At 63.5% G+C, this 21,962-nt stretch carries 22 protein-coding genes; 16 read left to right on the top strand and 6 right to left on the bottom strand.

Annotation, left to right across the window (positions count from 1 at the left end; genetic code table 11):
• Positions 1–3: 3 nt before the first annotated feature.
• Genes phnH through phnN form a run of 8 tightly spaced genes read left to right on the top strand, consistent with a single transcriptional unit; the run spans position 4 to position 6,274 of the window.
• The gene (phnH, locus tag FKM97_RS03140; RefSeq protein WP_170240712.1) at positions 4–597 is read left to right on the top strand and encodes a phosphonate C-P lyase system protein PhnH; all 594 of its coding nucleotides are present in this window, start codon (positions 4–6) and stop codon (positions 595–597) included.
• A complete protein-coding gene (locus FKM97_RS03135; protein WP_143957652.1) occupies positions 597–1,676 on the top strand; it encodes a carbon-phosphorus lyase complex subunit in 1,080 nt (359 codons plus the stop codon). Before phnH ends, FKM97_RS03135 begins: the two co-directional genes overlap by 1 nt.
• Entirely contained in the window at positions 1,673–2,527 is an 855-nt protein-coding gene (locus FKM97_RS03130) for an alpha-D-ribose 1-methylphosphonate 5-phosphate C-P-lyase PhnJ (protein WP_143957651.1), read from the top strand. Before FKM97_RS03135 ends, FKM97_RS03130 begins: the two co-directional genes overlap by 4 nt.
• Positions 2,524–3,306: a phosphonate C-P lyase system protein PhnK gene (gene phnK / locus FKM97_RS03125; protein WP_143957650.1), complete on the top strand. Its 783-nt coding sequence runs from the start codon at positions 2,524–2,526 to the stop codon at positions 3,304–3,306. Before FKM97_RS03130 ends, phnK begins: the two co-directional genes overlap by 4 nt.
• Positions 3,307–3,308: 2 nt before the next feature.
• On the top strand, positions 3,309–4,013 hold the full coding sequence (gene phnL, locus FKM97_RS03120; RefSeq protein ID WP_143957649.1) for a phosphonate C-P lyase system protein PhnL: 705 nt from the start codon (positions 3,309–3,311) through the stop codon (positions 4,011–4,013).
• Positions 4,006–5,145: an alpha-D-ribose 1-methylphosphonate 5-triphosphate diphosphatase gene (locus tag FKM97_RS03115; RefSeq protein ID WP_143957648.1), complete on the top strand. Its 1,140-nt coding sequence runs from the start codon at positions 4,006–4,008 to the stop codon at positions 5,143–5,145. Before phnL ends, FKM97_RS03115 begins: the two co-directional genes overlap by 8 nt.
• Positions 5,142–5,702, top strand: coding sequence for a phosphonate degradation HD-domain oxygenase (locus tag FKM97_RS03110; RefSeq protein ID WP_205014673.1), 561 nt, complete (start codon positions 5,142–5,144; stop codon positions 5,700–5,702). Before FKM97_RS03115 ends, FKM97_RS03110 begins: the two co-directional genes overlap by 4 nt.
• On the top strand, positions 5,699–6,274 hold the full coding sequence (gene phnN / locus FKM97_RS03105; RefSeq protein WP_143957647.1) for a phosphonate metabolism protein/1,5-bisphosphokinase (PRPP-forming) PhnN: 576 nt from the start codon (positions 5,699–5,701) through the stop codon (positions 6,272–6,274). The genes FKM97_RS03110 and phnN overlap by 4 nt, the downstream gene beginning before the upstream one ends.
• Here phnN and FKM97_RS03100 read toward each other — a convergent pair.
• A complete protein-coding gene (locus FKM97_RS03100; protein WP_143957646.1) occupies positions 6,231–6,902 on the bottom strand; it encodes a DUF1045 domain-containing protein in 672 nt (223 codons plus the stop codon). The two genes, phnN and FKM97_RS03100, sit on opposite strands and share 44 nt — an antisense overlap.
• Positions 6,903–7,053: 151 nt before the next feature.
• On the opposite strand from FKM97_RS03100, the gene phnC reads away from it, so the two are divergent.
• The 6 genes from phnC to FKM97_RS03070 all read left to right on the top strand — a co-directional run bounded on the left by phnC (position 7,054) and on the right by FKM97_RS03070 (position 13,206).
• Positions 7,054–7,905 (top strand): phosphonate ABC transporter ATP-binding protein, encoded by an 852-nt coding sequence (phnC, locus tag FKM97_RS03095; protein ID WP_143957645.1) that lies wholly within the window; start codon positions 7,054–7,056, stop codon positions 7,903–7,905.
• 37 nt (positions 7,906–7,942) lie between these two features.
• Positions 7,943–8,941 carry a phosphonate ABC transporter substrate-binding protein gene (gene phnD, locus FKM97_RS03090; protein WP_143957644.1) on the top strand — a complete coding sequence of 333 codons (999 nt, stop codon included), beginning with the start codon at positions 7,943–7,945 and terminating at the stop codon, positions 8,939–8,941.
• A gap of 66 nt (positions 8,942–9,007) precedes the next feature.
• Positions 9,008–9,823, top strand: a complete 816-nt coding sequence (gene phnE, locus FKM97_RS03085; protein ID WP_143957643.1) for a phosphonate ABC transporter, permease protein PhnE — start codon at positions 9,008–9,010, stop codon at positions 9,821–9,823.
• 125 nt (positions 9,824–9,948) lie between these two features.
• Positions 9,949–10,590, top strand: a complete 642-nt coding sequence (locus tag FKM97_RS03080; RefSeq protein WP_143957882.1) for a class I SAM-dependent methyltransferase — start codon at positions 9,949–9,951, stop codon at positions 10,588–10,590.
• Between the two features lie 76 nt (positions 10,591–10,666).
• Positions 10,667–12,619: an acetate--CoA ligase gene (acs, locus tag FKM97_RS03075; RefSeq protein WP_143957642.1), complete on the top strand. Its 1,953-nt coding sequence runs from the start codon at positions 10,667–10,669 to the stop codon at positions 12,617–12,619.
• A 299-nt stretch (positions 12,620–12,918) separates the two neighbouring features.
• Complete coding sequence (locus FKM97_RS03070; RefSeq protein ID WP_342783531.1) at positions 12,919–13,206, top strand: DUF3892 domain-containing protein; 288 nt, start codon at positions 12,919–12,921, stop codon at positions 13,204–13,206.
• A 104-nt stretch (positions 13,207–13,310) separates the two neighbouring features.
• On the opposite strand, the gene FKM97_RS03065 is transcribed toward FKM97_RS03070, so the two are convergent.
• Together FKM97_RS03065 and FKM97_RS03060 are read right to left on the bottom strand one after the other, a co-directional pair.
• Positions 13,311–15,821 (bottom strand): GcvT family protein, encoded by a 2,511-nt coding sequence (locus FKM97_RS03065; protein WP_143957640.1) that lies wholly within the window; start codon positions 15,819–15,821, stop codon positions 13,311–13,313.
• A gap of 146 nt (positions 15,822–15,967) precedes the next feature.
• Positions 15,968–16,657 (bottom strand): YggS family pyridoxal phosphate-dependent enzyme, encoded by a 690-nt coding sequence (locus tag FKM97_RS03060; protein ID WP_143957639.1) that lies wholly within the window; start codon positions 16,655–16,657, stop codon positions 15,968–15,970.
• A 124-nt stretch (positions 16,658–16,781) separates the two neighbouring features.
• Between FKM97_RS03060 and leuS the strand changes: the two genes are divergently transcribed.
• Both leuS and FKM97_RS03050 read left to right on the top strand, forming a co-directional pair.
• A complete protein-coding gene (leuS, locus tag FKM97_RS03055; RefSeq protein WP_143957638.1) occupies positions 16,782–19,379 on the top strand; it encodes a leucine--tRNA ligase in 2,598 nt (865 codons plus the stop codon).
• A gap of 17 nt (positions 19,380–19,396) precedes the next feature.
• Positions 19,397–19,912 carry a hypothetical protein gene (locus FKM97_RS03050; protein WP_143957637.1) on the top strand — a complete coding sequence of 172 codons (516 nt, stop codon included), beginning with the start codon at positions 19,397–19,399 and terminating at the stop codon, positions 19,910–19,912.
• 26 nt (positions 19,913–19,938) lie between these two features.
• On the opposite strand, the gene FKM97_RS03045 is transcribed toward FKM97_RS03050, so the two are convergent.
• Genes FKM97_RS03045 through FKM97_RS03035 form a run of 3 tightly spaced genes read right to left on the bottom strand, consistent with a single transcriptional unit; the run spans position 19,939 to position 21,942 of the window.
• Positions 19,939–20,529: a TPM domain-containing protein gene (locus FKM97_RS03045; RefSeq protein WP_246104907.1), complete on the bottom strand. Its 591-nt coding sequence runs from the start codon at positions 20,527–20,529 to the stop codon at positions 19,939–19,941.
• Positions 20,530–20,546: 17 nt separating this feature from the next.
• Positions 20,547–21,332, bottom strand: a complete 786-nt coding sequence (locus FKM97_RS03040) for a TPM domain-containing protein (RefSeq protein WP_246104906.1) — start codon at positions 21,330–21,332, stop codon at positions 20,547–20,549.
• A gap of 10 nt (positions 21,333–21,342) precedes the next feature.
• Positions 21,343–21,942 (bottom strand): LemA family protein, encoded by a 600-nt coding sequence (locus FKM97_RS03035; RefSeq protein ID WP_143957635.1) that lies wholly within the window; start codon positions 21,940–21,942, stop codon positions 21,343–21,345.
• Between the last annotated feature and the right edge of the window lie 20 nt (positions 21,943–21,962).

Genomic DNA, 21,962 nt, shown 5'->3' with positions numbered 1-21,962 from the left:
GACATGCCGGTCCCAGGATTTGCGGCACCCGACACACAATCCGCAGACGCCTTCCGCCAGATCCTGGAGGCCGTATCGCGCCCCGGTCACATCAAGACCCTCGTCGGCCTGGAACAGGCTCCGCCGCCGCTCCACCTCACCACGGCGATCCTGCTTCTGACACTGGCGGACATGGACACGCCCCTGTGGCTCGATGCTCCCCTCGATAACGCCGCGGTCGCAGGGTTCCTTCGCTTTCATTGCGGCGCGCCCCTGGTGGAGAGCCGCGCCCGGGCGGCCTTTGCGGTCATTGCAGATCCCCAAAGCGTGGGACCTCTGGACGCCTTCAGTCTGGGAACACCCGAATATTCGGACCGCTCGACCACGCTCATCGTGCAGGTGGATGCGCTGCAGCCTGCAGGATCCCTGATCCTCACGGGCCCCGGGATCGAGACGGACCATCGGCTCGGCGTTTCACCCGACCATCCTCCCTTCTGGGCGGAGCTGTCTGCAAATCATCGCCGCTTTCCCATGGGTTGCGACGTGATCTTCGCCGCACCCAACGCGATCGCCGCCATTCCCAGGAGCACGACCATTCAGTTCGAGGAGCATTCCTGATGTATGTGGCGGTCAAGGGCGGCGAGAAAGCCATCGACAATGCCCACCGTCTCCTGGCCGAGGAGCGTCGGGGCGATCTCGACGTGCCGGAGATCTCGATCCCCCAGATCGCACAGCAGCTCAGCCTCGCCGTCGACCGCGTCATGACGGAGGGCTCTCTCTATGACCGGGATCTGGCAGCATTGGCCCTGAAGCAGGCGCGGGGGGACATGATCGAGGCGATCTTCCTCATTCGCGCCAGCCGCACGACGCTGCCGCGCTTTGGTTATAGCGAACCGATGGATACGGCGCGCATGGCCATCCGGCGGCGGGTCTCAGCGACTTACAAGGACATGCCCGGTGGACAGATGCTGGGTCCGACCTTCGATTACACCCATCGCCTGCTCGATCCTGCCCTGCGCGCCGATTCGGTGCCAGAGACTGCGGATCGGGGCGACGCCGACGGTGAACCGATGCCGCGGGTGCTGGACATACTCGGTCAGGAGGGGTTGATCGAACCCGCGTCAGCCCAAGAGGCCGAACCCGGCGACCTCACCCGTGAGCCGCTGGACTTTCCCGCCGACCGCAGCTTGCGGCTCCAAAATCTCGCACGCGGCGACGAAGGGTTCCTGTTGGCGCTCGCCTATTCCACCCAACGCGGATATGGCCGCAGCCATCCCTTTGCCGGCGAGCTGCGCATGGGCGAAGTCACCGTCGAATTCGTCCCCGAAGATCTCGGATTTGCCATCGAGCTCGGCGAGGTGACGCTCACTGAATGCCAGATGGTCAACCAGTTCAAGGGCACGGCAGCGCAACCTCCGCAGTTCACTCGTGGGTATGGCCTCACCTTTGGCCAGTGCGAGCGCAAGGCCATGGCCATGGCCCTGGTAGACCGCTCATTGCGGGCAGGCGAATTGGGCGAAGACCGCGTCGCCCCCGCACAGGACGAAGAGTTCGTGCTCGCCCATTCGGACAATATCCAGGCGACCGGCTTCGTGGAGCATCTGAAGCTGCCGCATTACGTCGATTTTCAGGCCGAGCTCGACCTGGTGCGTCGTCTTCGCCGTGAGCACGCCGGGCTGGCGGAGGCTGCCGAATGACCGGACCCCTTTCAAACTTTGCCTATCTCAACGAACAGACCAAGCGGATGATCCGGCGGGCGCTGCTGAAGGCCGTCGCGATCCCTGGCTACCAAGTGCCGTTCGCCAGCCGGGAGATGCCCATGCCCTATGGCTGGGGGACCGGAGGCGTCCAGGTCACCGCCTCGATCCTGCGCAAGAGCGACACGCTCAAGGTGATCGACCAAGGGGCCGACGACACCACGAACGCGGTGAGCATCCGCAAGTTCTTCCAGAAGACGGCCGGCATTGCCACAACCGAGGAGACGGCCGCGGCGACCATCATCCAGACGCGGCACCGGATTCCCGAAGCGACGCTGTCGGAAGCACAGATTATCGTCTTCCAGGTTCCGATTCCCGAGCCCTTGCGCTTCCTCGAACCGCGCGAGACCGAGACCCGCCGCATGCATGCCATGAGCGATTACGGGTTGATGCACGTGAAACTTTACGAAGACATCGCCCGTCACGGCCACATCGCCACCACCTATGCCTATCCGGTGATGGTGGCCGGCCGCTATGTCATGGACCCCTCGCCGACGCCGAAATTCGACAATCCGAAGATGCATCGGATCCCCGCCCTGCAGCTCTTCGGCGCCGGTCGCGAGAAGCGCATCTACGCGATCCCGCCCTTCACCGACGTGGTCAGCCTGGATTTCGAGGACCATCCGTTCTCCGTGCAGCGGTGGAACAAGCCCTGTGCCCTGTGCGGTTCGCATACGAGCTATCTCGACGAGATCGTGCTCGATGACCGGGGCGGTCGGATGTTCGTCTGCTCGGACACGGATTTCTGTCGGCAGAACCAAGCCGAACGCAGCAGGGAGGCCGCGGAATGAGCGGGCATGATACGCCGCTGCTGACGGTCCGGGGCCTGTCGCACCGGTATGGCACCCTCACGGCCTGCCGGGATGTCTCTTTCACATTGCATCGTGGCGAAGTGCTCGGGATCGTGGGGGAATCCGGGTCAGGCAAGACGACACTGCTCAAATGCATCGCCGGCGATCTCGAGCCCGCGACCGGCGCGGTGAGCTATGTGCCGCGCGACGGTGTCCCGCGGGATTTCTGGGGCATCGCCGAATCCGAACGACGCCATCTCCAGCGGACCGAGTTGGCGTTCGTCCATCAGAATCCGCGCGATGGCCTGCGCATGGGGGTCTCTGCGGGAGCGAATGTCGGCGAGCGACTGATGGCCGTGGGAGCGCGGCATTACGGTGATATCCGGGCCCAGGCGTTGCACTGGCTCTCCGCCGTCGAGATCGCCGAGGGTCGGATCGATGACCTGCCGCGGACTTTTTCCGGCGGGATGCAGCAGCGGCTGCAGATCGCGCGAAACCTCGTGTCGGGTCCTCGCCTCGTGTTCATGGACGAGCCCACCGGCGGCCTCGATGTCTCGGTGCAGGCGCGGCTGCTCGACATGATCCGCGGCCTCGTCCGCAGGCTCGGCCTCTCGGCCATCATCGTCACCCACGACCTGGCCGTCGCACGGCTGTTGTCGACCCGGCTCATGGTGATGCAGGGCGGACGCGTGATCGAGCATGGACTGACCGATCAGGTCCTGGACGATCCGCAGGCGCCCTACACGCAGCTTCTCGTTTCCTCAGTGCTGCAGGTATGACGATGCCTTGGGTTCTCAAAGTCGAGTCGGTGGACAAACGCTTCGTCCTCCATGCTCAGGACAGCGCCGAAATCCCGGTGTTCCGCAATGTCGAGCTCGAGCTCGAGCCGGCGGAGCTCAGAATTCTCGTCGGACCTTCGGGCGCGGGCAAGAGTTCGCTCCTCAAACTCCTGTTCGGCACCTACAAGACCGAGCGCGGTTCCATCCGCGTGCGCCATGGGGCCGACATCGTCGATCTCGCCAGCGCCGATCCGCGCATCGTGCTGGATGTCCGGCGGCACACGATCGGCTATGTCAGCCAGTTCCTGCGCGTGATCCCCAGAGTGCCGACGCTCGACATCGTGGCGGAGCCCGCCATCGAGCAAGGCAAGCCGGAGGATGAGGCCCGCGAGCGGGCACGCGAACTGCTGCGGCTCCTCAACGTGCCCGAACGGCTCTGGCCGTTGTCTCCGGTCACCTTCTCCGGCGGCGAACAGCAGCGGGTCAATATCGCCCGCGGCTTCTGCGGCGCCCATTCAATCCTGCTGCTGGACGAGCCGACCGCCTCGCTGGATGCCGCCAACCGCGAGCGGGTGCTCGAATTGATTCATGCCACGCGCCGCGGCGGCACCGCCATGCTCGGCATCTTCCATGACGAGGAGGAGCGCAACGAGCTGGCGACAGGCACCCTGGACATCAGTGCATTCAAGGATTTCGGACATGCCTGAGACCGTGTTCACCAATGCGCGCATCGTGATGCGCGATGAAGTCATCGAGGGCTCCCTGGCCATCTCCGGAGCCGAGATCAAAGACGTCTCCGCAGGACGCGTTCGCAGCACCTCCGCCATCGATTGCGAGGGTGACCTGTTGGTGCCGGGCCTTGTGGAGCTTCATACCGACAATCTCGAACGGCACATGATGCCCCGCCCCAAGGCCTCCTGGCCGGCGGGCTCGGCTGCCATCAACCATGACCGGGAGATCATCGCGGCCGGCATCACGACCGTCTACAATGCGCTCACCATCGGCCATGTGCGGCCGACCAGTACGGCAGAGGGTCTTGGTGCCATGCTCTCGGCGTTGGACCGGCAGGCCGCTTCCGGCGCGCTAAAGGCCGAGCATCGGCTGCATCTGCGCTGCGAAGTCAGCGGCAGCGACCTGATGGACCTGCTGGAGCCCCTGATCGACCATCCGAGCGTCGGCCTCATGTCCGTGATGGACCATACCCCAGGCCAGCGCCAGTTCGTCAGCCTGGAGCAGTACACCACCTATTATCAGGGGAAATACGCCCTTACGGATGAGGCGTTGAGACGTTTCATCATCGAACGCCGGGAAGATTTCGAGCGCTATGGCGTCGCCCAGCGGCGCAAGGTCGTCGACATGGCGCGCGAGCGCGGCCTCCCCCTCGCCAGCCATGACGATGCCACGTTCGACCATGTCGCAGAAGCCGCCAATGACAGCGTCGTCATTGCCGAATTTCCCACCACCATCGAGGCCGCCCAAGCCTGCCGCACCCATGATCTCGCGGTGCTGATGGGGGCCCCGAACGTCGTTCGCGGGGGTTCGCACAGCGGCAATGTCGCCGCCCGGGAGCTCGCGCGTCTCGGCTGCCTCGACATTCTCTCCAGCGACTATGTTCCCGCCTCTCTTCTCTTCGGCGCCCTGATGCTGACCGAAGGCGAGGACGGCATCGCCTTGCCCCAGGCCATCGGGATGGTGACCACGGTTCCCGCCAGGCGATTGGGGCTCGACGACCGTGGAGAGATTGCCGCTGGGAAGCGGGCTGACCTCGTTCGTTTCCGGCCGGATGCCGCCGGACCGGTGGTGCGCGAAGTCTGGCGCGAAGGTGAGAGGGTCGCATGATGGAAGAGGACCTCGTTCATCAGCTGAAGCAAATGGTGATCGCTCGCGGGCAGGAGCTCTATGGCGGAGAAGCGGTGACCCAGGAACAACATGCGCTCCAATGCGCATTCCTGGCGGAATCGGAAAAGGCGCCCCCCTCCCTGATCGTTGCTGCACTCCTGCATGATGTGGGGCATCTTCTCGATGACGCCTTCATCAATGAAGCCGCGCCGGAGGATGATCATCGTCATGAAATGCTGGGGGACATGTTCCTGAGCCGCTGGTTCGGACCGGACGTCACCGAGCCGGCACGGCTGCACGTGGCGGCCAAGCGCTATCTTTGTGCGGTCGATCCGGCCTATCTCGACGGGCTCTCACCGGCATCGCGCCACAGCCTGGCGCTGCAAGGCGGGGTGATGAGCCCGGCGGAGGCGGCGGCCTTCATCGCGGCACCCTTTGCCGAAGACGCCGTCCGCCTGAGGCTATGGGACGACAGGGCCAAGGAGCTCGATCTCGTCACGCCCGATCTCGATCATTTCCTCGCCTATGCCCAACCGCTGGCGAGGCTGCAGCCATGAGCGGCATCTTCATCGCCGTCGTCGGCCCCAGCGGCGTCGGCAAGGACACTCTGCTCGACCATGCGCGGTTGCAGCTGATCGAGGACGACCGCTTCGTGTTTCCCCGACGCGTCGTCACCCGCCACCCGCAAGCCGGCGGAGAGATCTTCGACAGTCTGAGCCGGATCGAGTTCGATGCCTGGGACCAGGCGGGCAGCTTCTCGCTCAGTTGGCGCGCTCATGGGCTCGGTTACGGGCTGAGGCGCAATGTGCTGGGCGCGGTCGAGGACGGCCGCTGCGTCGTCGCCAATGTCTCGCGCTCCGTGCTGCCCGATCTGCCGGGGATCTTCGGCGAGGTCCGGATCGTCCATGTGACGGCACCTCCCGCGGTGCTCGCATCCCGGCTGGCGGCGCGCGGCCGCGAGGTGGGGCCCGAGATGGACAGCCGAATCGCACGGTTCGAGACGACGCTGCCCACCACATCCCCCGTGATGACCATCGACAATAGCGGGCCCATCGAAATCGCTCAGGCGGCCTTTCTCGACGCGCTCATCGCCGCGGCGGCAGAAGTGCGATCCGTTCAACCAGCCTGAAGGTTTCAGCTGGCGCCGGTTCCTCCATGATCGTCAGATCCAGCACGTGCGTTCCCTCGGCAGTCGCTGCTTCCGCTCCTTCCGCGAGTTCGGCCAAAAGGCGGTCGCGCTGTGGAGCCGGCAGAGGCCCGGAGAGGGTCATGTGGAAACGGAACTCGTCGAGCACGTAGGGATAGCCATAGAGTTCGAGATAGACCGCTTGGCGCGGGCTCAGTCCGTTGGCTTTGCGGCGCGCGATCGCCTCAGCCGACAAAGGCGCACGCATGTTCTCAAATTCAAGAACGCTTGCCGCAGCGAGCGCCTGCAGGTCAGGCCAGAAACCTGACGGCACGAGAGCCACGAAATCCTGCAGACTGCGCAAGGCCAGTGGCGGCAGGACCAGCCCCCGCCAGCCTGTTGCGAAGGTGGTCACCGCCGCCAGGAGATCGTCGAGGCTGCAGCCCTCCTTCAGGTGAAAAGGTGCCTTGAGGGTCGCGTGGAATCCATATCGCGCCGGTGCAGCGGTTTCCGCACGCCGTTCCCGGCTCGTGCCGGTCGCCGCGTCGGAGCCCAGCCAAGACGTGCCGAACCGGTCCAGGGCGGCGTCCGGCCGCGGGCAGAAATAGATCGCGTAGCGGGGCTGGGTCATGGGTTCTCAAACTGCCGGCTGACGAGGGGGCACATACTTTTTCTCTGTCTCGCTTGCATGACATCGCTCGCCTTCATTCAACCGTCATCAAATCCGAACGGAACTGTTGCAAACGCCCGCTAGCATCCCGGCAAATGTGAGGGATGGCATAATGACGGCTCCTGCGATCGAGATCGCTCGCCTTTCGAAAACCTTTCTCGGCGGTGCCAAGGCACTGAAAGACGTATCGTTCACGATCCAGCCCGGGGAGATGGTGGCCCTGATCGGCGCCTCCGGCTCCGGCAAGTCGACCTTGCTCCGTCACATCGCCGGCCTCGTTCCCGCCGATCGGGGCAGCGCCTGCGAAGTCAAAGTGCATGGCAAGGCGCTGCAGAGCAATGGCGCCATATCGTCGACCGCCCGCGAGATCCGCTCGTCCATCGGCATGATCTTCCAGCAGTTCAACCTCGTGGGTCGGTTGTCGGTGCTGACAAATGTCCTGACCGGGACGCTGGGACGCGTCCCCCGCTGGCGCGGCACCATGGGATGGTTCACCCAAGCCGAGAAGGCGATCGCAATGGAGGCCCTGCAGCGGGTCGGAATCGCCCCGCAAGCCTTGCAGCGCGGCAGCCTCCTCTCCGGCGGCCAGCAGCAACGCGCCGCCATCGCCCGCACTCTCGTGCAGGGGGCGAGAGTCCTCATCGCCGACGAGCCGATCGCCTCCCTCGATCCGCATGCGGCGCGACGGGTGATGGACATCCTCAACGAGCTCAACAGCAAGGACGGCATCACCGTCGTCGTCTCCCTGCATCAGGTTGAGTATGCAATCCGCTACTGCCCCCGCACCATCGCCCTGCGTCATGGTGAGCTCGTCTATGACGGGCCGTCGACGGCGCTGACGCGGGAATTCCTGGGCGAGCTCTACGGCGCTGAAAGCGAGGAGCTGTTCCTGCCCAGCATGCCTGTGGCGTCGCCCGAGAAGGTCACCGTTCCCCGCCGCCTGCCGGTTCTGCAGCCGGCTTGATCCCCACACCGCAAAGTATCACAGGAGCCCATCCCCCATGTTGAAGTCCTTCTTCGCAGGTCTCGCCCTTACGGTCCTGCCCGTGCTCACGCTCGCCCAAGCCCAGGATGCCCAAACCATAAACTTCGGGATCATCTCGACGGAGTCGAGCCAGAACCTGAAGACCACCTGGGAGCCCTTCATCGCCGACATGGCGAAGGAAACCGGCCTCAACGTGAAGCCCTTCTTCGCCACTGATTATGCCGGCGTCATCGAGGCGATGCGCTTCGGCAAGGTGCAGCTCGCCTGGTACGGCAACAAATCCGCCATGGAAGCCGTCGATCGCGCCGATGCTGAAATCTTTGCTCAGACAGCCGACGCAGAAGGCAATCCTGGCTACTGGTCAGTGCTCGTCACCAGTGTCGACAGCCCGCTGAATGACCTCAATGACGTCCTCAAATGCGACAAGACACTCAATTTCGGTATCGGCGACCCGAATTCGACGTCGGGCTACCTCGTGCCCATGACCTATATCTTCGCCGAGAAGAACGTCGAACCGAAAGAATGCTTCAAGACGGTTCGTAACGCCAATCACGAGACCAACGCCATGGCGGCCGCCAACAAGCAGGTGGATGTCGCCGCCAACAACACCGAAAACATGCGCCGCCTCGAGGTCACCAATCCCGAGGCCTTCAAGAAGCTCAAGGTCATCTGGCAGTCGCCGCTGATCCCGGCCGATCCGCTCGTCTGGCGCTCCGATCTCGATCAGGCGACGAAGGACAAGCTCTATACCTTCATCATGACCTATGGCCGCAACGGCACTCCGGAAGAAATCGCCCATGACCGTCAGGTGCTCAAGGCACTGCAATGGGCACCCTTCCGGCCCTCGTCCAACGCCCAACTCTATCCGATCCGCACGCTGGAGCTGACCAAGCAGCTCTTCAAGGTGAAGGGTGACCAAACGCTTGCCGAAGCCGATCGCCAGGCGAAAGTCGCCGAGCTCGAGGCCAAGATCGCCGAAGTGAACAAGCAGGCGACTGAAACTCCCAGCATGTAAGTGGCGTAATTCGACGGCGCCCGCTCCACTGGGGCGGGCGCTTTTTCATATCCAAGGAACGCCCCGATGAGCCTCAGCGACATCCGACCAACCCGACCTGCCGTGGAGATCCCACGCGAGCCGCTGAGCCATAGGATTCGGACCTGGGGCATATGGATCGCGCTTGCGGCGTTGCTCGCCTGGAGCTGGTCGCCGACAGAGATGTATCTGTGGACGCATCTGTTCACTGACGCAGACAATATGGGGTCGTTTGCCGGGGGTTTCCTCAGCCCGAGCTTCAAGGATTGGCGGCTCTATGTCTCGGAGATGGTGGTCACCATCCAGATCGCGGTCTGGGGAACGGTGCTCGCCGTTGTGCTCGGCATCCCCTTTGGACTGCTGAGCTCTGAAAACATCACCCCGGTCTGGATTGCCCAGCCCATCCGGCGCGTGATGGATGCCTGCCGCGCCATCAACGAGATGGTCTTTGCGCTGCTCTTCGTCGTCGCCGTGGGGCTCGGACCCTTTGCCGGCGTCATGGCCCTGTTCATCCACAACACCGGCATCGTGGCCAAGCTGTTCTCGGAGGCCGTTGAGGCCATCGATCCGCGCCCTGTGGAGGCCATTCGCGCGACCGGGGCCAGTAAATTGCAGGAGATCATCTACGGGGTCGTGCCGCAGGTGGTGCCGCTGTGGATCTCCTACTCGCTCTACCGCTTCGAGACGAATGTGCGCTCGGCCACCGTGCTGGGCATTGTCGGCGCCGGCGGGATCGGCCAGATCCTGTGGGAATATGTCCGCGGTTTCTACTATTCCGAGACGGCGGCGGTGATGATCATCGTGGTCGTCAGCATTTCGATCATCGACATCATCTCCCAGCAGCTGCGCCGCTGGACCCTCTGAGGCCCAAGCTGCGCGAGACTCACCCGCCCCGCCATGGCATAAGTCAGGAATTGGCGGAGGCGAGGTGAGCTGTGAGTTCGGTATCTGAGCCTGCCCCGCCCGCCTCTGCGGGCAATCACGCCCATATGTTCGTGCAGTCGAATACGGAGCTTCTGCCGGTTCCGCATGCTCCCTCGATCCGATTGCATCTGGCGCATGAAGCACTCCCCCTTTGGACGAAGACGGAGGAGGAGCTCGAGCAGATCGGCCTTCCGCCACCCTATTGGGCCTTTGCATGGGCAGGCGGTCAGGCCTTGGCCCGCTACATCCTCGACACTCCCGACATCGTCGCCGGCCGACACGTGCTGGATTTCGGCGCCGGATCCGGCGTGGTGGCCATCGCCGCCGCATTGGCCGGTGCGGCCTCCGTCTGCGCTGCCGACATCGATGCCTTTGCGGCCGCCGCCATCACGCTCAACGCTGCGGCCAACGACGTGTCGATCCGGGTCCGCTGCGAGGACATACTGGGCCTGCCGCGGCTGCCCTACGACATCATTCTCGCGGGTGACATCTGCTATGAAAAGCCGCTGGCAGAGAAGGTGCTCGCCTGGCTGGAGGCGTATCGCGCTGAAGGCACACTCGTTCTGCTGGGCGATCCCGGCCGTGCCTATCTGCCGCGCGATCGCCTCGAAAAGCTGGCGGAATATCAGATCCAGGTGAGCCGGGACCTCGAGGATTCGGAAGTCAAGCGCACCTCCGTCTGGCGCCTTGCCGATCCCGCGACGTGACCTTTAGCCTATCTTGTCGGCTGCAGCGCCACGGCTCATAATCAGGGCCAAGAAGCCGTTGGGAGGAAGGGGCACTATGTCCGACGAAAAGTTTCATCCGGTTCAGGATGCCTGGAAGAGCCGCGCCTATGTCAACAAGGCGGATTACGATCGCATGTATGCGGACTCGGTCGCCGATCCGGAGGCCTTCTGGGGCGAGCACGGCAAACGCGTCGACTGGATCAAGCCCTACAGCAAGATCAAGAACGTCAATTACGATTATCCGGACGTCTCGATCAAATGGTACGAGGACGGCACGCTCAATGTCAGCGCCAATTGCATCGACCGGCATCTGGCGACGCGCGGCGACAAGGTGGCGATCATCTGGGAGGGAGACGATCCCAAGAATTCCCAGCACATCACCTATCGCGAGCTGCATGGCCATGTGTGCAAATTCGCCAATGTCCTGAAGAATAACGGGGTCAAGCGCGGCGATCGGGTCACGATCTATCTGCCGATGATCCCCGAAGCGGCCTATGCGATGCTGGCCTGCGCGCGCATCGGTGCGGTCCACTCCGTGGTCTTTGGCGGCTTCTCGCCGGATTCGCTGGCCGGCCGCATTCAAGACGCGAAGTCGAGTTTCATCATCACCGCCGACGAAGGCCTGCGCGGCGGCAAGAAGGTGCCGCTGAAGGCGAACACCGACAAGGCTCTGCAGCGGACCCAGGGAAGCGAGACGGTGCTGGTCGTGCGCCATACCGGCGGGCCGGTGGAGTGGCATGGCGGCCGTGACCTCTGGTATCACGAGGAGGTGGCGAAGGCCTCGGCCGACTGTCCGCCCGAGGAGATGAGCGCAGAGGATCCGCTGTTCATCCTCTATACCTCGGGATCGACGGGAAGCCCCAAGGGGGTGCTGCACACCTCCGGCGGCTATCTCGTCTATACCTCGATGACCCATCACTACGTCTTCGACTATCATGAGGACGACATCTACTGGTGCACGGCGGACGTGGGCTGGGTGACCGGCCACAGCTACATCCTCTATGGACCGCTGGCCAATGGCGCCACGACGCTCATGTTCGAGGGCGTGCCGAATTATCCCGACGCCTCGCGCTTCTGGCAGGTGATCGACAAGCACAAGGTCAATATCTTCTACACCGCGCCCACCGCCATCCGCGCGCTGATGGGTGCCGGCGACGACTTCGTGAAGAAGACCAGCCGCTCGAGCTTGCGGCTTCTCGGCAGCGTCGGCGAACCGATCAACCCCGAGGCCTGGGAGTGGTATTACCGGGTGGTGGGCGACAATCGCTGTCCCGTCGTCGATACCTGGTGGCAGACCGAGACCGGCGGCATCCTCATCACGCCGCTGCCTGGCGCGACCGACCTGAAGCCGGGGTCTGCGACCCTGCCCTTCTTCGGCATCGAGCCGGCCATCGTCGACGGCGAAGGCACCATCCTGGACGGCGCGACCCAAGGCAATCTCGTGATCCTCGACTCATGGCCGGGCCAGATGCGCACGGTCTATGGCGATCACGAGCGCTTCGTGCAGACCTATTTCTCGACCTATAAGGGCAAGTATTTCACCGGCGACGGCTGCCGTCGGGACGAGGACGGCTATTACTGGATCACCGGCCGCGTCGACGACGTGCTCAACGTCTCCGGCCATCGCATGGGCACAGCCGAGGTCGAATCCGCCCTCGTAGCCCATCCCAAGGTCTCCGAGGCCGCCGTGGTCGGCTTCCCCCACGACATCAAGGGCCAGGGCATCTACTGCTACGTCACGCTGATGTCGGGCGAGCAGGGCGGCGAGGAGCTGCGGGCGGAACTCCGGCAATGGGTGCGCACCGAAATCGGCGCCATCGCCTCACCCGACATGATCCAGTTCGCACCGGGATTGCCGAAGACCCGGTCCGGCAAGATCATGCGCCGCATCCTCCGCAAGATCGCCGAGGACGATTTCAGCAATCTGGGAGACACTTCCACGCTGGCCGACCCCGCGGTGGTGGACGACCTCGTGAACAACAGGGCGAACAAGAAGAAGGCGGGGTGAGCCTTTCCTTACCTCTCCCCTTGTGGGAGAGGTCGACCGCACAGTTCATTTGCCAGCAAACTAAACGTCAATGGGTTGTTGACAACCAAGACTCGCTAAACGCGTAAATTATTCATAAAATACAACTACAGCGATTCGCTGACGCGGTGCCGGGGCGGCAACCCCAACACCGCGAGCTTAGATCCGCAATCAAACTTGCGGCAGGACCAGGATAGACCCCTAGTCACGCAGATTTACCTTAGGGGAAGCAGAATCCTTCGTCCAGCCCAAGCGTTGTCGCGGCAGCCCTTTGGAAAGGATTGAAGTTGACACAAACAGCTCAAATCTCCTGCATCAACAAACAGGATAGATATAATCCCTACGAGCGAATTACCCATGTAGGGGGTGCTACGCCCAAGCAGTGGAAGATCACGCAACCTCAAGCAATTGGCCTGATAGAAAGCGGCGAATGGCGTTTTTTTGTAAGCGCGGGAGGCAAAAGCGTATGGGTTATAGTTGCACTCAGTCCTTACGGTAACAAGTATCTCAAGACAGAACCCGATCGGGATGAGCCGAACAACCTGCTAAGTCTTCCTGAATGTCCTTAGCGATCAACCGGTGGAGCAATTCCCCCGGGATCCCTGTGCTGTCCGGGATCCCGGCTCTGCGCTTCGCTTCGGCCGGGATGACCGACTGGGTGGGGAGAGGGCCGTTACCCCCGCAGCCGCTCGTTCTCAGGGTCGAAGGGTGACTCGGGGATGATCGTCGTCTTGTGGCGCCGTCCCAGGATCTCGATTTCGAACTCGGTGCCCAGCGCCGCCATCTCCGGCGGCACCATGGCGAGCGCCAGGGATTTCCCCAGGCGCCAGCCATAGCCGCCGGACGTGGCGCGGCCCACCAGCCTGCCATCGCGATAGATCGCCTCGGACCCCCGGGCATCGGCATCGGTGACGCCGTGGACCTCCATGGTGACGAACTGGTTCTTGAACCCTTCCGCCTGCCACTTCGTCAATGCGTCGCGGCCGATGAAGTCGGCCTTGTTGAGGTTCACGAACTTCTCGAGGCCGGATTCGATGGCCGAATATTCGATCGACAACTCGCGCGGGATCAACCGGTAGGACTTCTCCAGCCGCAGGCTGTCCATGGCGCGGATGCCGAAGGGCTTGATGTCGAATTCGGCGCCTGCTTCCATCACGGTGTCGAAGATGGTGTTCTGCATCTCGATCGGGTGATGCAGCTCCCAGCCGAGCTCGCCGACGAAATTCACCCGGATCGCCAGTGCCGAGGCGATGCCGACATTGATGAACTGGCCGGACAGCCAGGGAAATTTGGGGCTGGAGAGATCCGCATCCGTGACCTTCGCGAGCACGTCGCGCGAGCGCGGACCGGCGAGCACCAGCACGCCATATTGCGTCGTCACCTTCGACAGGCGCACGCTGCCGTCGGTGGGCAGGTTCTTCTGCAGATAGTCGAAGTCGTGGCGCTCGAAGGCGCCGGCCGAGACCAGATAGAAGCTTTGCGGCCCAGCCCGGAAGATCGTGAATTCCGACCGCACCCCGCCATTCTTCGACAGCATGTGGGTGAGGGCGATGCGGCCGATCTTCTTCGGAATGCGATTGGCGACGAGATAATCGAGCCAGGCTTCCGCGCCGGGCCCCGAGACCTCGAACTTGGCGAAGGCGGACATGTCCAGCAGGCCCACCTTTTCATGCACATGGCGCGCTTCGCGGCCGACATGCTCGAAATAGTTGGAGCGGCGGAAGGCATATTTCTCCCGCACCGGCTCGCCCGGCTTCACCGGGGCATGGTTCTCATGGAGCAGCGTGTCGGGCTGGTCGAGTTCGGCCGCGCTCAGAGCCAAGCCCTTCGGTGCAAACCAGTTGGGACGCTCCCAGCCATAGACCGAGCCGAAGACGGCGCCGAGGTCCTTCATCCGGTCGTAGCAGGGAGTGCGCTTCAGGGGCCGGGCGGCGGCGCGTTCCTCGTCGGGGTAATGGACGGTGAACACATTTGCATAGGCCTCCTCATTCTTGGTCTTGAGGTAGCCACGGGTGGCATAGGGCCCGAAGCGGCGGGGATCGACGCCCATCATGTCGATGGTGGGCTCGCCATCGACGATCCACTCCGCCAGCTGCCAGCCGGCGCCGCCGGCCGCGGTTACGCCGAAGGAATGGCCCTCGTTCAGCCAGAAATTCTTCACGTCCCAGGCCGGGCCGATGATGGGGGAGCCGTCCGGCGTATAGGCGATGGCGCCGTTATAGACCCTCTTGATGCCGACTTCGCCGAAGGCCGGCACCCGGGTGATGGCGGTCTCGATATAGGGCTCGAGCCGCTCGAGATCCTCCTGGAACAGCTCGAATTCGGAGTCCTCGCTCGGCCCGTCCACATAGCAGGCGGGTGCGCCGACCTCATAAGGACCGAGCAGTAGACCGCCATTCTCCTCGCGCATGTACCAGGAACTGTCGGATTCGCGGAGAACCCCCATTTCGGGCAAGCCGGCCTTCTGGCGCGCCACGATCTCGGGATGCGGCTCGGTGACGATGTACTGGTGCTCCACAGGGATCACCGGCACGTCGACGCCCACCATCGCGCCGGTCTTCCGGGCGAAGTTGCCGCTGGCGGACACCACATGCTCGGCTGCGATGTCGCCCTTGTCGGTCTTCACCAGCCAGGTGCCATCCTTCTGCTGCTCGATGCCGGTGACGGTGGTGTTGCGGTAGATCTCGGCGCCCCGCGAGCGCGCGCCCTTGGCCAGCGCCTGCGTCAGGTCGGCGGGCTGGATGTAGCCGTCATCCGGGTGCTGGATCGCGCCGATCAGGGTGTCGGTGTTCACCAGCGGCCAGATCTCCTTGACCTGGGCAGGGGTGAGGACATTGACGGTGATGCCGAGGGTCTTGGCGATGCCGGCATAATACATGAACTCGTCCCAGCGATCCTTGGTCCGGGCGAGCCGAATGTTGGAGACCTGGCGGAAGCCTACATGCTGGCCCGTTTCCTCCTCCAGGGTCTTGTAGAGCTTGACCGAGTATTTGTGGATCTGGCCCACCGAGTAGCTCATGTTGAACAGCGGGAGCAGGCCGGCGGCATGCCAGGTCGATCCGGAGGTGAGCTCCTTGCGCTCGACAAGCACGACGTCGGACCAGCCTTTCTTGGCCAGATGGTAGAGCGTGGACACGCCGACCACACCGCCGCCGATGACCACCACGCGCGCTTGGCTCTTCATGAATGACTGCCCTGTCTTGAGTTCCCTCGATCGATCCGCAGCATAGGGAACGTGCCATCCCAGGCACAAGGCTGAGCGACGGAGAGCACGCGGATTGCGACATGGGTCGCCTTAGGACCCCGCGGCGGTGTGTGGGGAAATCCTATCTACCCAGCGTAACTCCTACTCCCGAAAATCGCACTTCCCACCCTGACGTGGGTCGCCCCGAATGCTACTGCGACCTCGAAATCACTGCTCATGCCCATGCTGAGGCCAGGGAGGCCGTTGCGTCTGGCGATCTTGTCCAGCAGGGCGAAGTGGAGCGACGGCTCCTCGTCGACCGGGGGAATGCACATGAGGCCCTCGATCGTCAGCCCGAATTCCTGTCGGCACTGGGTCACGAAGGCATCGGTCGCCTCGGGCAGGATACCGGCTTTCTGCGGCTCGCCGCCCGTGTTCACCTCGATGAAGAGTTTAGGCGCGCGGCCCTGCTTGGCGATCTCCTTGGCCAGCTCCCCCGCCAGCTTCGGGCGGTCGAGGGTGTGGATGGCGTCGAACAGGGCGACGGCCTCCTTCACCTTGTTCGTCTGCAGGGGACCGATGAGATGCACTTCGACGCCCGGGAACGCGTCGTGCAGGGCCGGCCATTTGCCCTTGGCCTCCTGCACCCGGTTTTCGCCGAAGGCCCTCTGGCCGGCCTCCAGCACGGGTCGAATGTCGGGGGCATCGAAGGTCTTGGAGACAGCGATCAGCGTGATCTCGTCGCGGCTCCGACCCGCCTGCCTGGCGGCCGTGTCGATCCGGGTGAGGACATCGGCGAGGCCGGGGTGACTGATATGGCCGGAAAGCAGTGTCATGATGGTCCTTCTTGCGTGGCGCCCTAGCTAAAGCCGACCTTGCGACGCCAATCAAGTGCGTGTAAGTCCAGCACCCACGCCGCCTTTCCGGTTGAGGCGGACGGCCCGAGACAAGGCATCCCCGATGGAGCGCTACAATCCGCGCGACAGCGAGCCCCGCTGGCGCCAGAAATGGGACGATCACCGCAGCTTCGAGGCTGCGGAAATTTCGGACAAGCCGAAATACTACGTGCTCGAGATGTTTCCGTATCCCTCGGGCAAGATCCACATGGGGCATGTGCGCAACTACACCATGGGCGACGTCACCGCCCGCTACATGCGCGCCCAGGGCTATAATGTGCTGCACCCCATGGGCTGGGACGCCTTCGGCATGCCGGCCGAGAATGCCGCCATCGAGCGGGGCATCCATCCGGCAAAATGGACCTACGAAAACATCGACACGATGCGCGGGCAGCTGAAGCTGATGGGGCTGTCGCTGGACTGGTCGCGGGAGCTCGCAACCTGCGATCCGAAATATTACCGCCACGAGCAGGCGATGTTCATCGACTTCATGGAAGCGGGACTCGTCGAGCGCAAAGTCTCCATGGTGAACTGGGACCCGGTCGACCACACCGTCCTCGCCAATGAGCAGGTCATCGACGGGAAGGGCTGGCGCTCGGGAGCGGCCGTCGAAAAGCGCGAACTGGCGCAGTGGTTCTTCAAGATCACCGATTATGCCCAGGAGCTCCTGGACGCCCTCGACACCTTGGAGCGGTGGCCCGAGAAGGTGCGCCTCATGCAGCGCAACTGGATCGGGCGCTCGGAAGGCATGCGCTTCTCCTTCGACCTGGAGCGCGAGGACGGGACACCGCTCAACGAGCAGCTGACCGTCTATACCACACGCCACGACACGATCTTCGGGGCCAGCTTCTGTGCGCTGGCGGCCGATCACGAGCTGACGAAGAAGCTTTCACAGGGCTCCAACGAGATCGCCTCCTTCCGGGCAGAGGTCGCGGCGCTCGGCACCAGCGAAGAGGTCATCGAGCGCGCCGAGAAGAAGGGCGTGTTCCTGGGGCTCTATGCGCGCCATCCGTTCCGGAAGGGCGTCCGTCTGCCCGTCTATGCCGCCAATTTCGTGCTCATGGGCTATGGCGAGGGCGCCATCTTCGGCTGCCCCGCCCATGATCAGCGCGATCTGGACTTCGCCCGCAAATATGGCCTGGACGTCATCCCGGTGGTGGCGCCGCGCGATGTCGATCCCGCAACCTTCACCATCGGCGACGAGGCCTTCCTCGACACCGAGGGCGATTCCGTCGTGCTGATCAATTCCGACTTCCTCAACGGCATGAGCGTTGCCGAAGCCAAGGCCGAAGTGGCGCGCCGCATGGAGGAGATGGGCATCGGCAGCCGCATGGTGAATTTCCGCCTGCGGGATTGGGGCGTATCGCGCCAGCGCTATTGGGGATGTCCGGTTCCCGTCATCCATTGTCCAAGCTGCGGCATCGTGCCCGTGCCCAAGCAGGATCTGCCGGTCGTGCTGCCCGAGGACGTGAGTTTCGACAAGCCGGGCAATCCGCTGGATCATCACCCGACCTGGAAGCATGTGAGCTGCCCGACCTGCGGCGGCAAGGCCACGCGCGAGACCGACACGTTCGACACCTTCGTCGACAGTTCCTGGTACTTCGCCCGTTTCGTGTCGCCGCATGCCGATCTGCCGGTGTCGGAGGAGGCCGCCAAATACTGGATGCCCGTCGATCAGTATATCGGCGGTGTCGAGCACGCGATCCTGCATCTGCTCTATTCGCGCTTCTATGTCCGCGCCATGACCAAGACCGGGCACATGCATCTCGAGGAGCCCTTTGCCGGCCTCTTCACCCAGGGCATGGTCACGCACGAGACCTACAAGGACCAGGCTGGCCGCTGGCTCTTCCCGGAGGAGGTGGTGAAATCGGAGACGGGCGCCGTGCATATCAAGACCGGTGAACCGGTCACCGTCGGCTCGATCGAATCCATGTCCAAGTCGAAGCGCAACGTGGTCGATCCCGTATCGATCATCGAGGAGTTCGGCGCCGATACGGCGCGCTGGTTCATGCTCTCCGACACGCCGCCCGAGCGGGACATGGAATGGACGGAGGCCGGCGTCGAGGGCTCCTTCCGTTTCGTTCAGCGCTTCTGGCGTCTGGTGAGCGAGATCGTCGAGGCAACCACCGCTCAAGGAGCCGTTCCCGACAGCTTCGGGGCGCCGGCCACCGACATCCGCCGGGCGGCCCACAAGGCCCTGCAGGCCGTGGCGCAGGATATCGAGGGCCTCCGTTTCAATCGTGCCATTGCGCGCATTTACGAGTTGGTGAACAGCCTGCAGCCTATGGTGCGCGCGGAGGGGCTCGCCCCCGACACGGCCTGGGCCTTGCGGGAGGCGGCAGACATCCTGTGTCAGATCGCCAATCCGATGATGCCGCATCTCACGGAGGAGTGCTGGCAGCTTCTGGGGCATGAGACCATGCTTGCCGAGACGCAATGGACAAAGCCCGAGCCGTCCCTCATCGTCGACGATACGGTAACCATTGCAGTCCAGGTTAATGGGAAGCGTCGCGACGATCTGACAATTCCACGGGGGGCTCCGAAGGATCAGATTGAAGCGGCGGCCCTTAACCTGGATAATGTCCGGCGGGCAATCGGAGAGTTGGCGGTTCGGAAGGTCATTGTCGTGCCCGACAGGATCGTCAACGTCGTAGCGGGCTAGCACGAAGGGGATAGCTCTTGGGGAATAGCTGGCGAGCGGGGCTCGTGGCGATGGTCGGCATAGCCGCACTCGGTGTGTCCGGCTGCGGCTTCAAGCCGATGTATGCGACCCAGGCCGACGGCTCTTCCGTGGCGCTGACATTGGCGGGCATCGGGATTCCGGAGAAGCAGAGCCGTGTCGGGCAACTCGTCCGCAATGCCCTGCTCGAAAAGATCGCTCCGGTGGGCCAGGGCCAGAACGAGCGGTATCGCCTCGATTTCAGCGTGGCCCAGGACGAGTTCGACGTCTCGATCGAAAAGAATACCGATGTGAACCGGCGCGCCTATACCTTGAAGTCAAGCTATGCGCTGATCGACCTCGGCTCCGGCGCCCAGATCCTCGAGGGACAGACCTTCTCGCGCGTCTCCTATGATCGCGTTCAATCCGAATTTGCCAACCTGCAGGCGCTGCGCAATGCGCAGCAGCGGGCGGCGCACGAGGTGGCCGACAACATCCAGATCCGGCTCGGCGCCTTCTTCTCGCAAGGCAGTTAAGCCCCGAAGCAGCCGTTACAGAAGCGTCACAAGACGATGAGGTGGTTCGGCAGTTCGTCGCGATCGCCGGCTTCCGGGGGAAAGCTTGCAGCCAGCACCGTACCGCATTCGTCGATGGCGGCGGTTATGGCATCCGCGAGGTTGCCGCTGCCGATGCGGATCGTCAGGCGCCTGACGATTTCCTGCCAGGTCCCCACCGCCACCTTGGAAGAGATCCCCTCGTCGGCGAGCACTTCTGCATGGCGCTCGGTGAGGGAGATGAACAGCAGCACGCCGGTGCGGCCGCTCGTCGTATGAAGGTTGCGGGCCAGAAACTGCTCCGCGGCACGCTGATGGGCGCGCAGGGCCTGAAGCCGCCGCGGGATCAGATGCGGTCGGATGAAGGACAGCTCAAACAGCAGCGCCAGCACCAGGAACGTCGCGAGCTGCAGGGTGTAGATGTCGACCAGGCCGAGGGTGGTCAGGTAGATCAGAGGCAGGGGTGCGACCAGGGCGATCAGACTTGCCCAGAGGATCGGCACATGGACATAGTCGTCGCTCTGATGCGCCAGGACGATGACGATCTCACCGCTGGTGCGCTTTTCGGCCGCGGTGATCGCCGCATTGATGCGCGCCATGTCACCTGCGGCGAGCATTACCAGCGGCCGGAGGCGCCGCCGCCGCCGAAACTTCCGCCACCACCCGAAAAGCCGCCGCTGGAGCCGCCGAAGCCACCGGAGGACGACCCGAAGCCGCCGGTCCCCCAGCGGGCGCCACGACGGCCTCCCGGCCTACCGCGCGACGACATCAGGATGATGAAGACCACGAACAGGATGAAGATCAGCGGGAGGATGTCCTCTTCGCTGAAGCTGCGATCGTCTTGAACGGCCTGCGGCCGAACCTCCAGGGCCTCGCCGCTCACCACCTTGGTGATGTCGTCGATGGCGGCCTCGACCCCGGCCGCGAAATTGCCGGCTCGGAAGTTGGGGATGATCGCATTCTCGATGATCACGCGAGACGTCGCATCGGTCAGCACGGGTTCGAGCCCGTAGCCCACCTCGATGGCGACATTGTTCTGGGAGGGTATGATCAGGAGCAGGATGCCGTTGTTCTTGTCCTTCTGACCCAGCTGCCAGAAGCGACCCAGCTGATAGCCGTAGTCGCGAATTTCGTAGCCCTGGAGATCCCGCAGGATCGCGACGACAAGCTGGACGCCCGTCTTCTGTTCAAGCGCCGCGAGCTTGGCTGTGACCGCTGCCGTTGCCGGGGCATCGAGCATGGCCGTCTGGTCGACCACCCGACCGGTGAGAGCCGGGAAGCTCGGGGCGGCATAACAGAGGCCGAACCAGAAGGTCGCGGCCACGATGGACATGACGAAATAGACGAAGGAGCGCCAGAAGGGGAGGCGATGGGCAGGGGCGATTTCGCCGATGTCGGACATGACAGCGACCTCAGTTGAACTGGACTTTGGGAGCTTGCTGCTGCTCCGCCGGAATGTCGAACGTCGCCATGGGCTTTGCGTCGGAGTAGAAGACCGCGGCCCACCACCGTCCGGGAATGGTCCGGAGCTCCGTATTGTATTTCCGCACCGCTTCGATGTAGTCGCGGCGGGCGATGGCGATGCGGTTCTCCGTGCCTTCGAGCTGCGACTGGAGCGCCAGGAAATTCTGGTTCGACTTCAGGTCGGGATAGGCCTCGACGACCGCGAGCAGCCTGGACAGGGCGCTGCTCAATGCCGCCTGATTGTCCTGGAACTGCTTCATCAGCTCAGGATTGCTCAGCGCCTCGGGCGGAAGAGTGATTTGTGTCGCCTTGGCGCGGGCCTCGACGACGGAGGTCAGGACGTCCTTCTCCTGCGCCGCATAACCCTTCACCGTCTCCACGAGGTTGGGCACGAGGTCGGCGCGGCGCTGATATTGGTTCAACACCTCGCTCCAGGCCGCCTTCGCCTGCTCCTCATAGGTGGGGATGGTGTTGATGCCGCAGCCGGACAACAAAAGGCCGAGCACTGCGACCATTGCCAGCCCGAAGCCCTGTACGATCCTCGACATTCTCGTTTCCTCGGAAATCG

The organism is Rhodoligotrophos appendicifer, assembly GCF_007474605.1.
Taxonomy (GTDB): domain Bacteria; phylum Pseudomonadota; class Alphaproteobacteria; order Rhizobiales; family Im1; genus Rhodoligotrophos; species Rhodoligotrophos appendicifer.
This window is presented reverse-complemented; position numbering and strand designations above follow the sequence as displayed.

Bases quoted from the DNA above. Each gene is read 5' to 3' on its own strand.
- phnH (WP_170240712.1), top strand. From the start codon at position 4: ATGCCGGTCCCAGGATTTGCGGCACCCGACACACAATCCGCAGACGCC.
- FKM97_RS03135 (WP_143957652.1), top strand. From the start codon at position 597: ATGTATGTGGCGGTCAAGGGCGGCGAGAAAGCCATCGACAATGCCCAC.
- FKM97_RS03130 (WP_143957651.1), top strand. From the start codon at position 1,673: ATGACCGGACCCCTTTCAAACTTTGCCTATCTCAACGAACAGACCAAG.
- phnK (WP_143957650.1), top strand. From the start codon at position 2,524: ATGAGCGGGCATGATACGCCGCTGCTGACGGTCCGGGGCCTGTCGCAC.
- phnL (WP_143957649.1), top strand. From the start codon at position 3,309: ATGCCTTGGGTTCTCAAAGTCGAGTCGGTGGACAAACGCTTCGTCCTC.
- FKM97_RS03115 (WP_143957648.1), top strand. From the start codon at position 4,006: ATGCCTGAGACCGTGTTCACCAATGCGCGCATCGTGATGCGCGATGAA.
- FKM97_RS03110 (WP_205014673.1), top strand. From the start codon at position 5,142: ATGATGGAAGAGGACCTCGTTCATCAGCTGAAGCAAATGGTGATCGCT.
- phnN (WP_143957647.1), top strand. From the start codon at position 5,699: ATGAGCGGCATCTTCATCGCCGTCGTCGGCCCCAGCGGCGTCGGCAAG.
- FKM97_RS03100 (WP_143957646.1), bottom strand. From the start codon at position 6,902: ATGACCCAGCCCCGCTACGCGATCTATTTCTGCCCGCGGCCGGACGCC.
- phnC (WP_143957645.1), top strand. From the start codon at position 7,054: ATGACGGCTCCTGCGATCGAGATCGCTCGCCTTTCGAAAACCTTTCTC.
- phnD (WP_143957644.1), top strand. From the start codon at position 7,943: ATGTTGAAGTCCTTCTTCGCAGGTCTCGCCCTTACGGTCCTGCCCGTG.
- phnE (WP_143957643.1), top strand. From the start codon at position 9,008: ATGAGCCTCAGCGACATCCGACCAACCCGACCTGCCGTGGAGATCCCA.
- FKM97_RS03080 (WP_143957882.1), top strand. From the start codon at position 9,949: ATGTTCGTGCAGTCGAATACGGAGCTTCTGCCGGTTCCGCATGCTCCC.
- acs (WP_143957642.1), top strand. From the start codon at position 10,667: ATGTCCGACGAAAAGTTTCATCCGGTTCAGGATGCCTGGAAGAGCCGC.
- FKM97_RS03065 (WP_143957640.1), bottom strand. From the start codon at position 15,821: ATGAAGAGCCAAGCGCGCGTGGTGGTCATCGGCGGCGGTGTGGTCGGC.
- FKM97_RS03060 (WP_143957639.1), bottom strand. From the start codon at position 16,657: ATGACACTGCTTTCCGGCCATATCAGTCACCCCGGCCTCGCCGATGTC.
- leuS (WP_143957638.1), top strand. From the start codon at position 16,782: ATGGAGCGCTACAATCCGCGCGACAGCGAGCCCCGCTGGCGCCAGAAA.
- FKM97_RS03045 (WP_246104907.1), bottom strand. From the start codon at position 20,529: ATGGCGCGCATCAATGCGGCGATCACCGCGGCCGAAAAGCGCACCAGC.
- FKM97_RS03040 (WP_246104906.1), bottom strand. From the start codon at position 21,332: ATGTCCGACATCGGCGAAATCGCCCCTGCCCATCGCCTCCCCTTCTGG.
- FKM97_RS03035 (WP_143957635.1), bottom strand. From the start codon at position 21,942: ATGTCGAGGATCGTACAGGGCTTCGGGCTGGCAATGGTCGCAGTGCTC.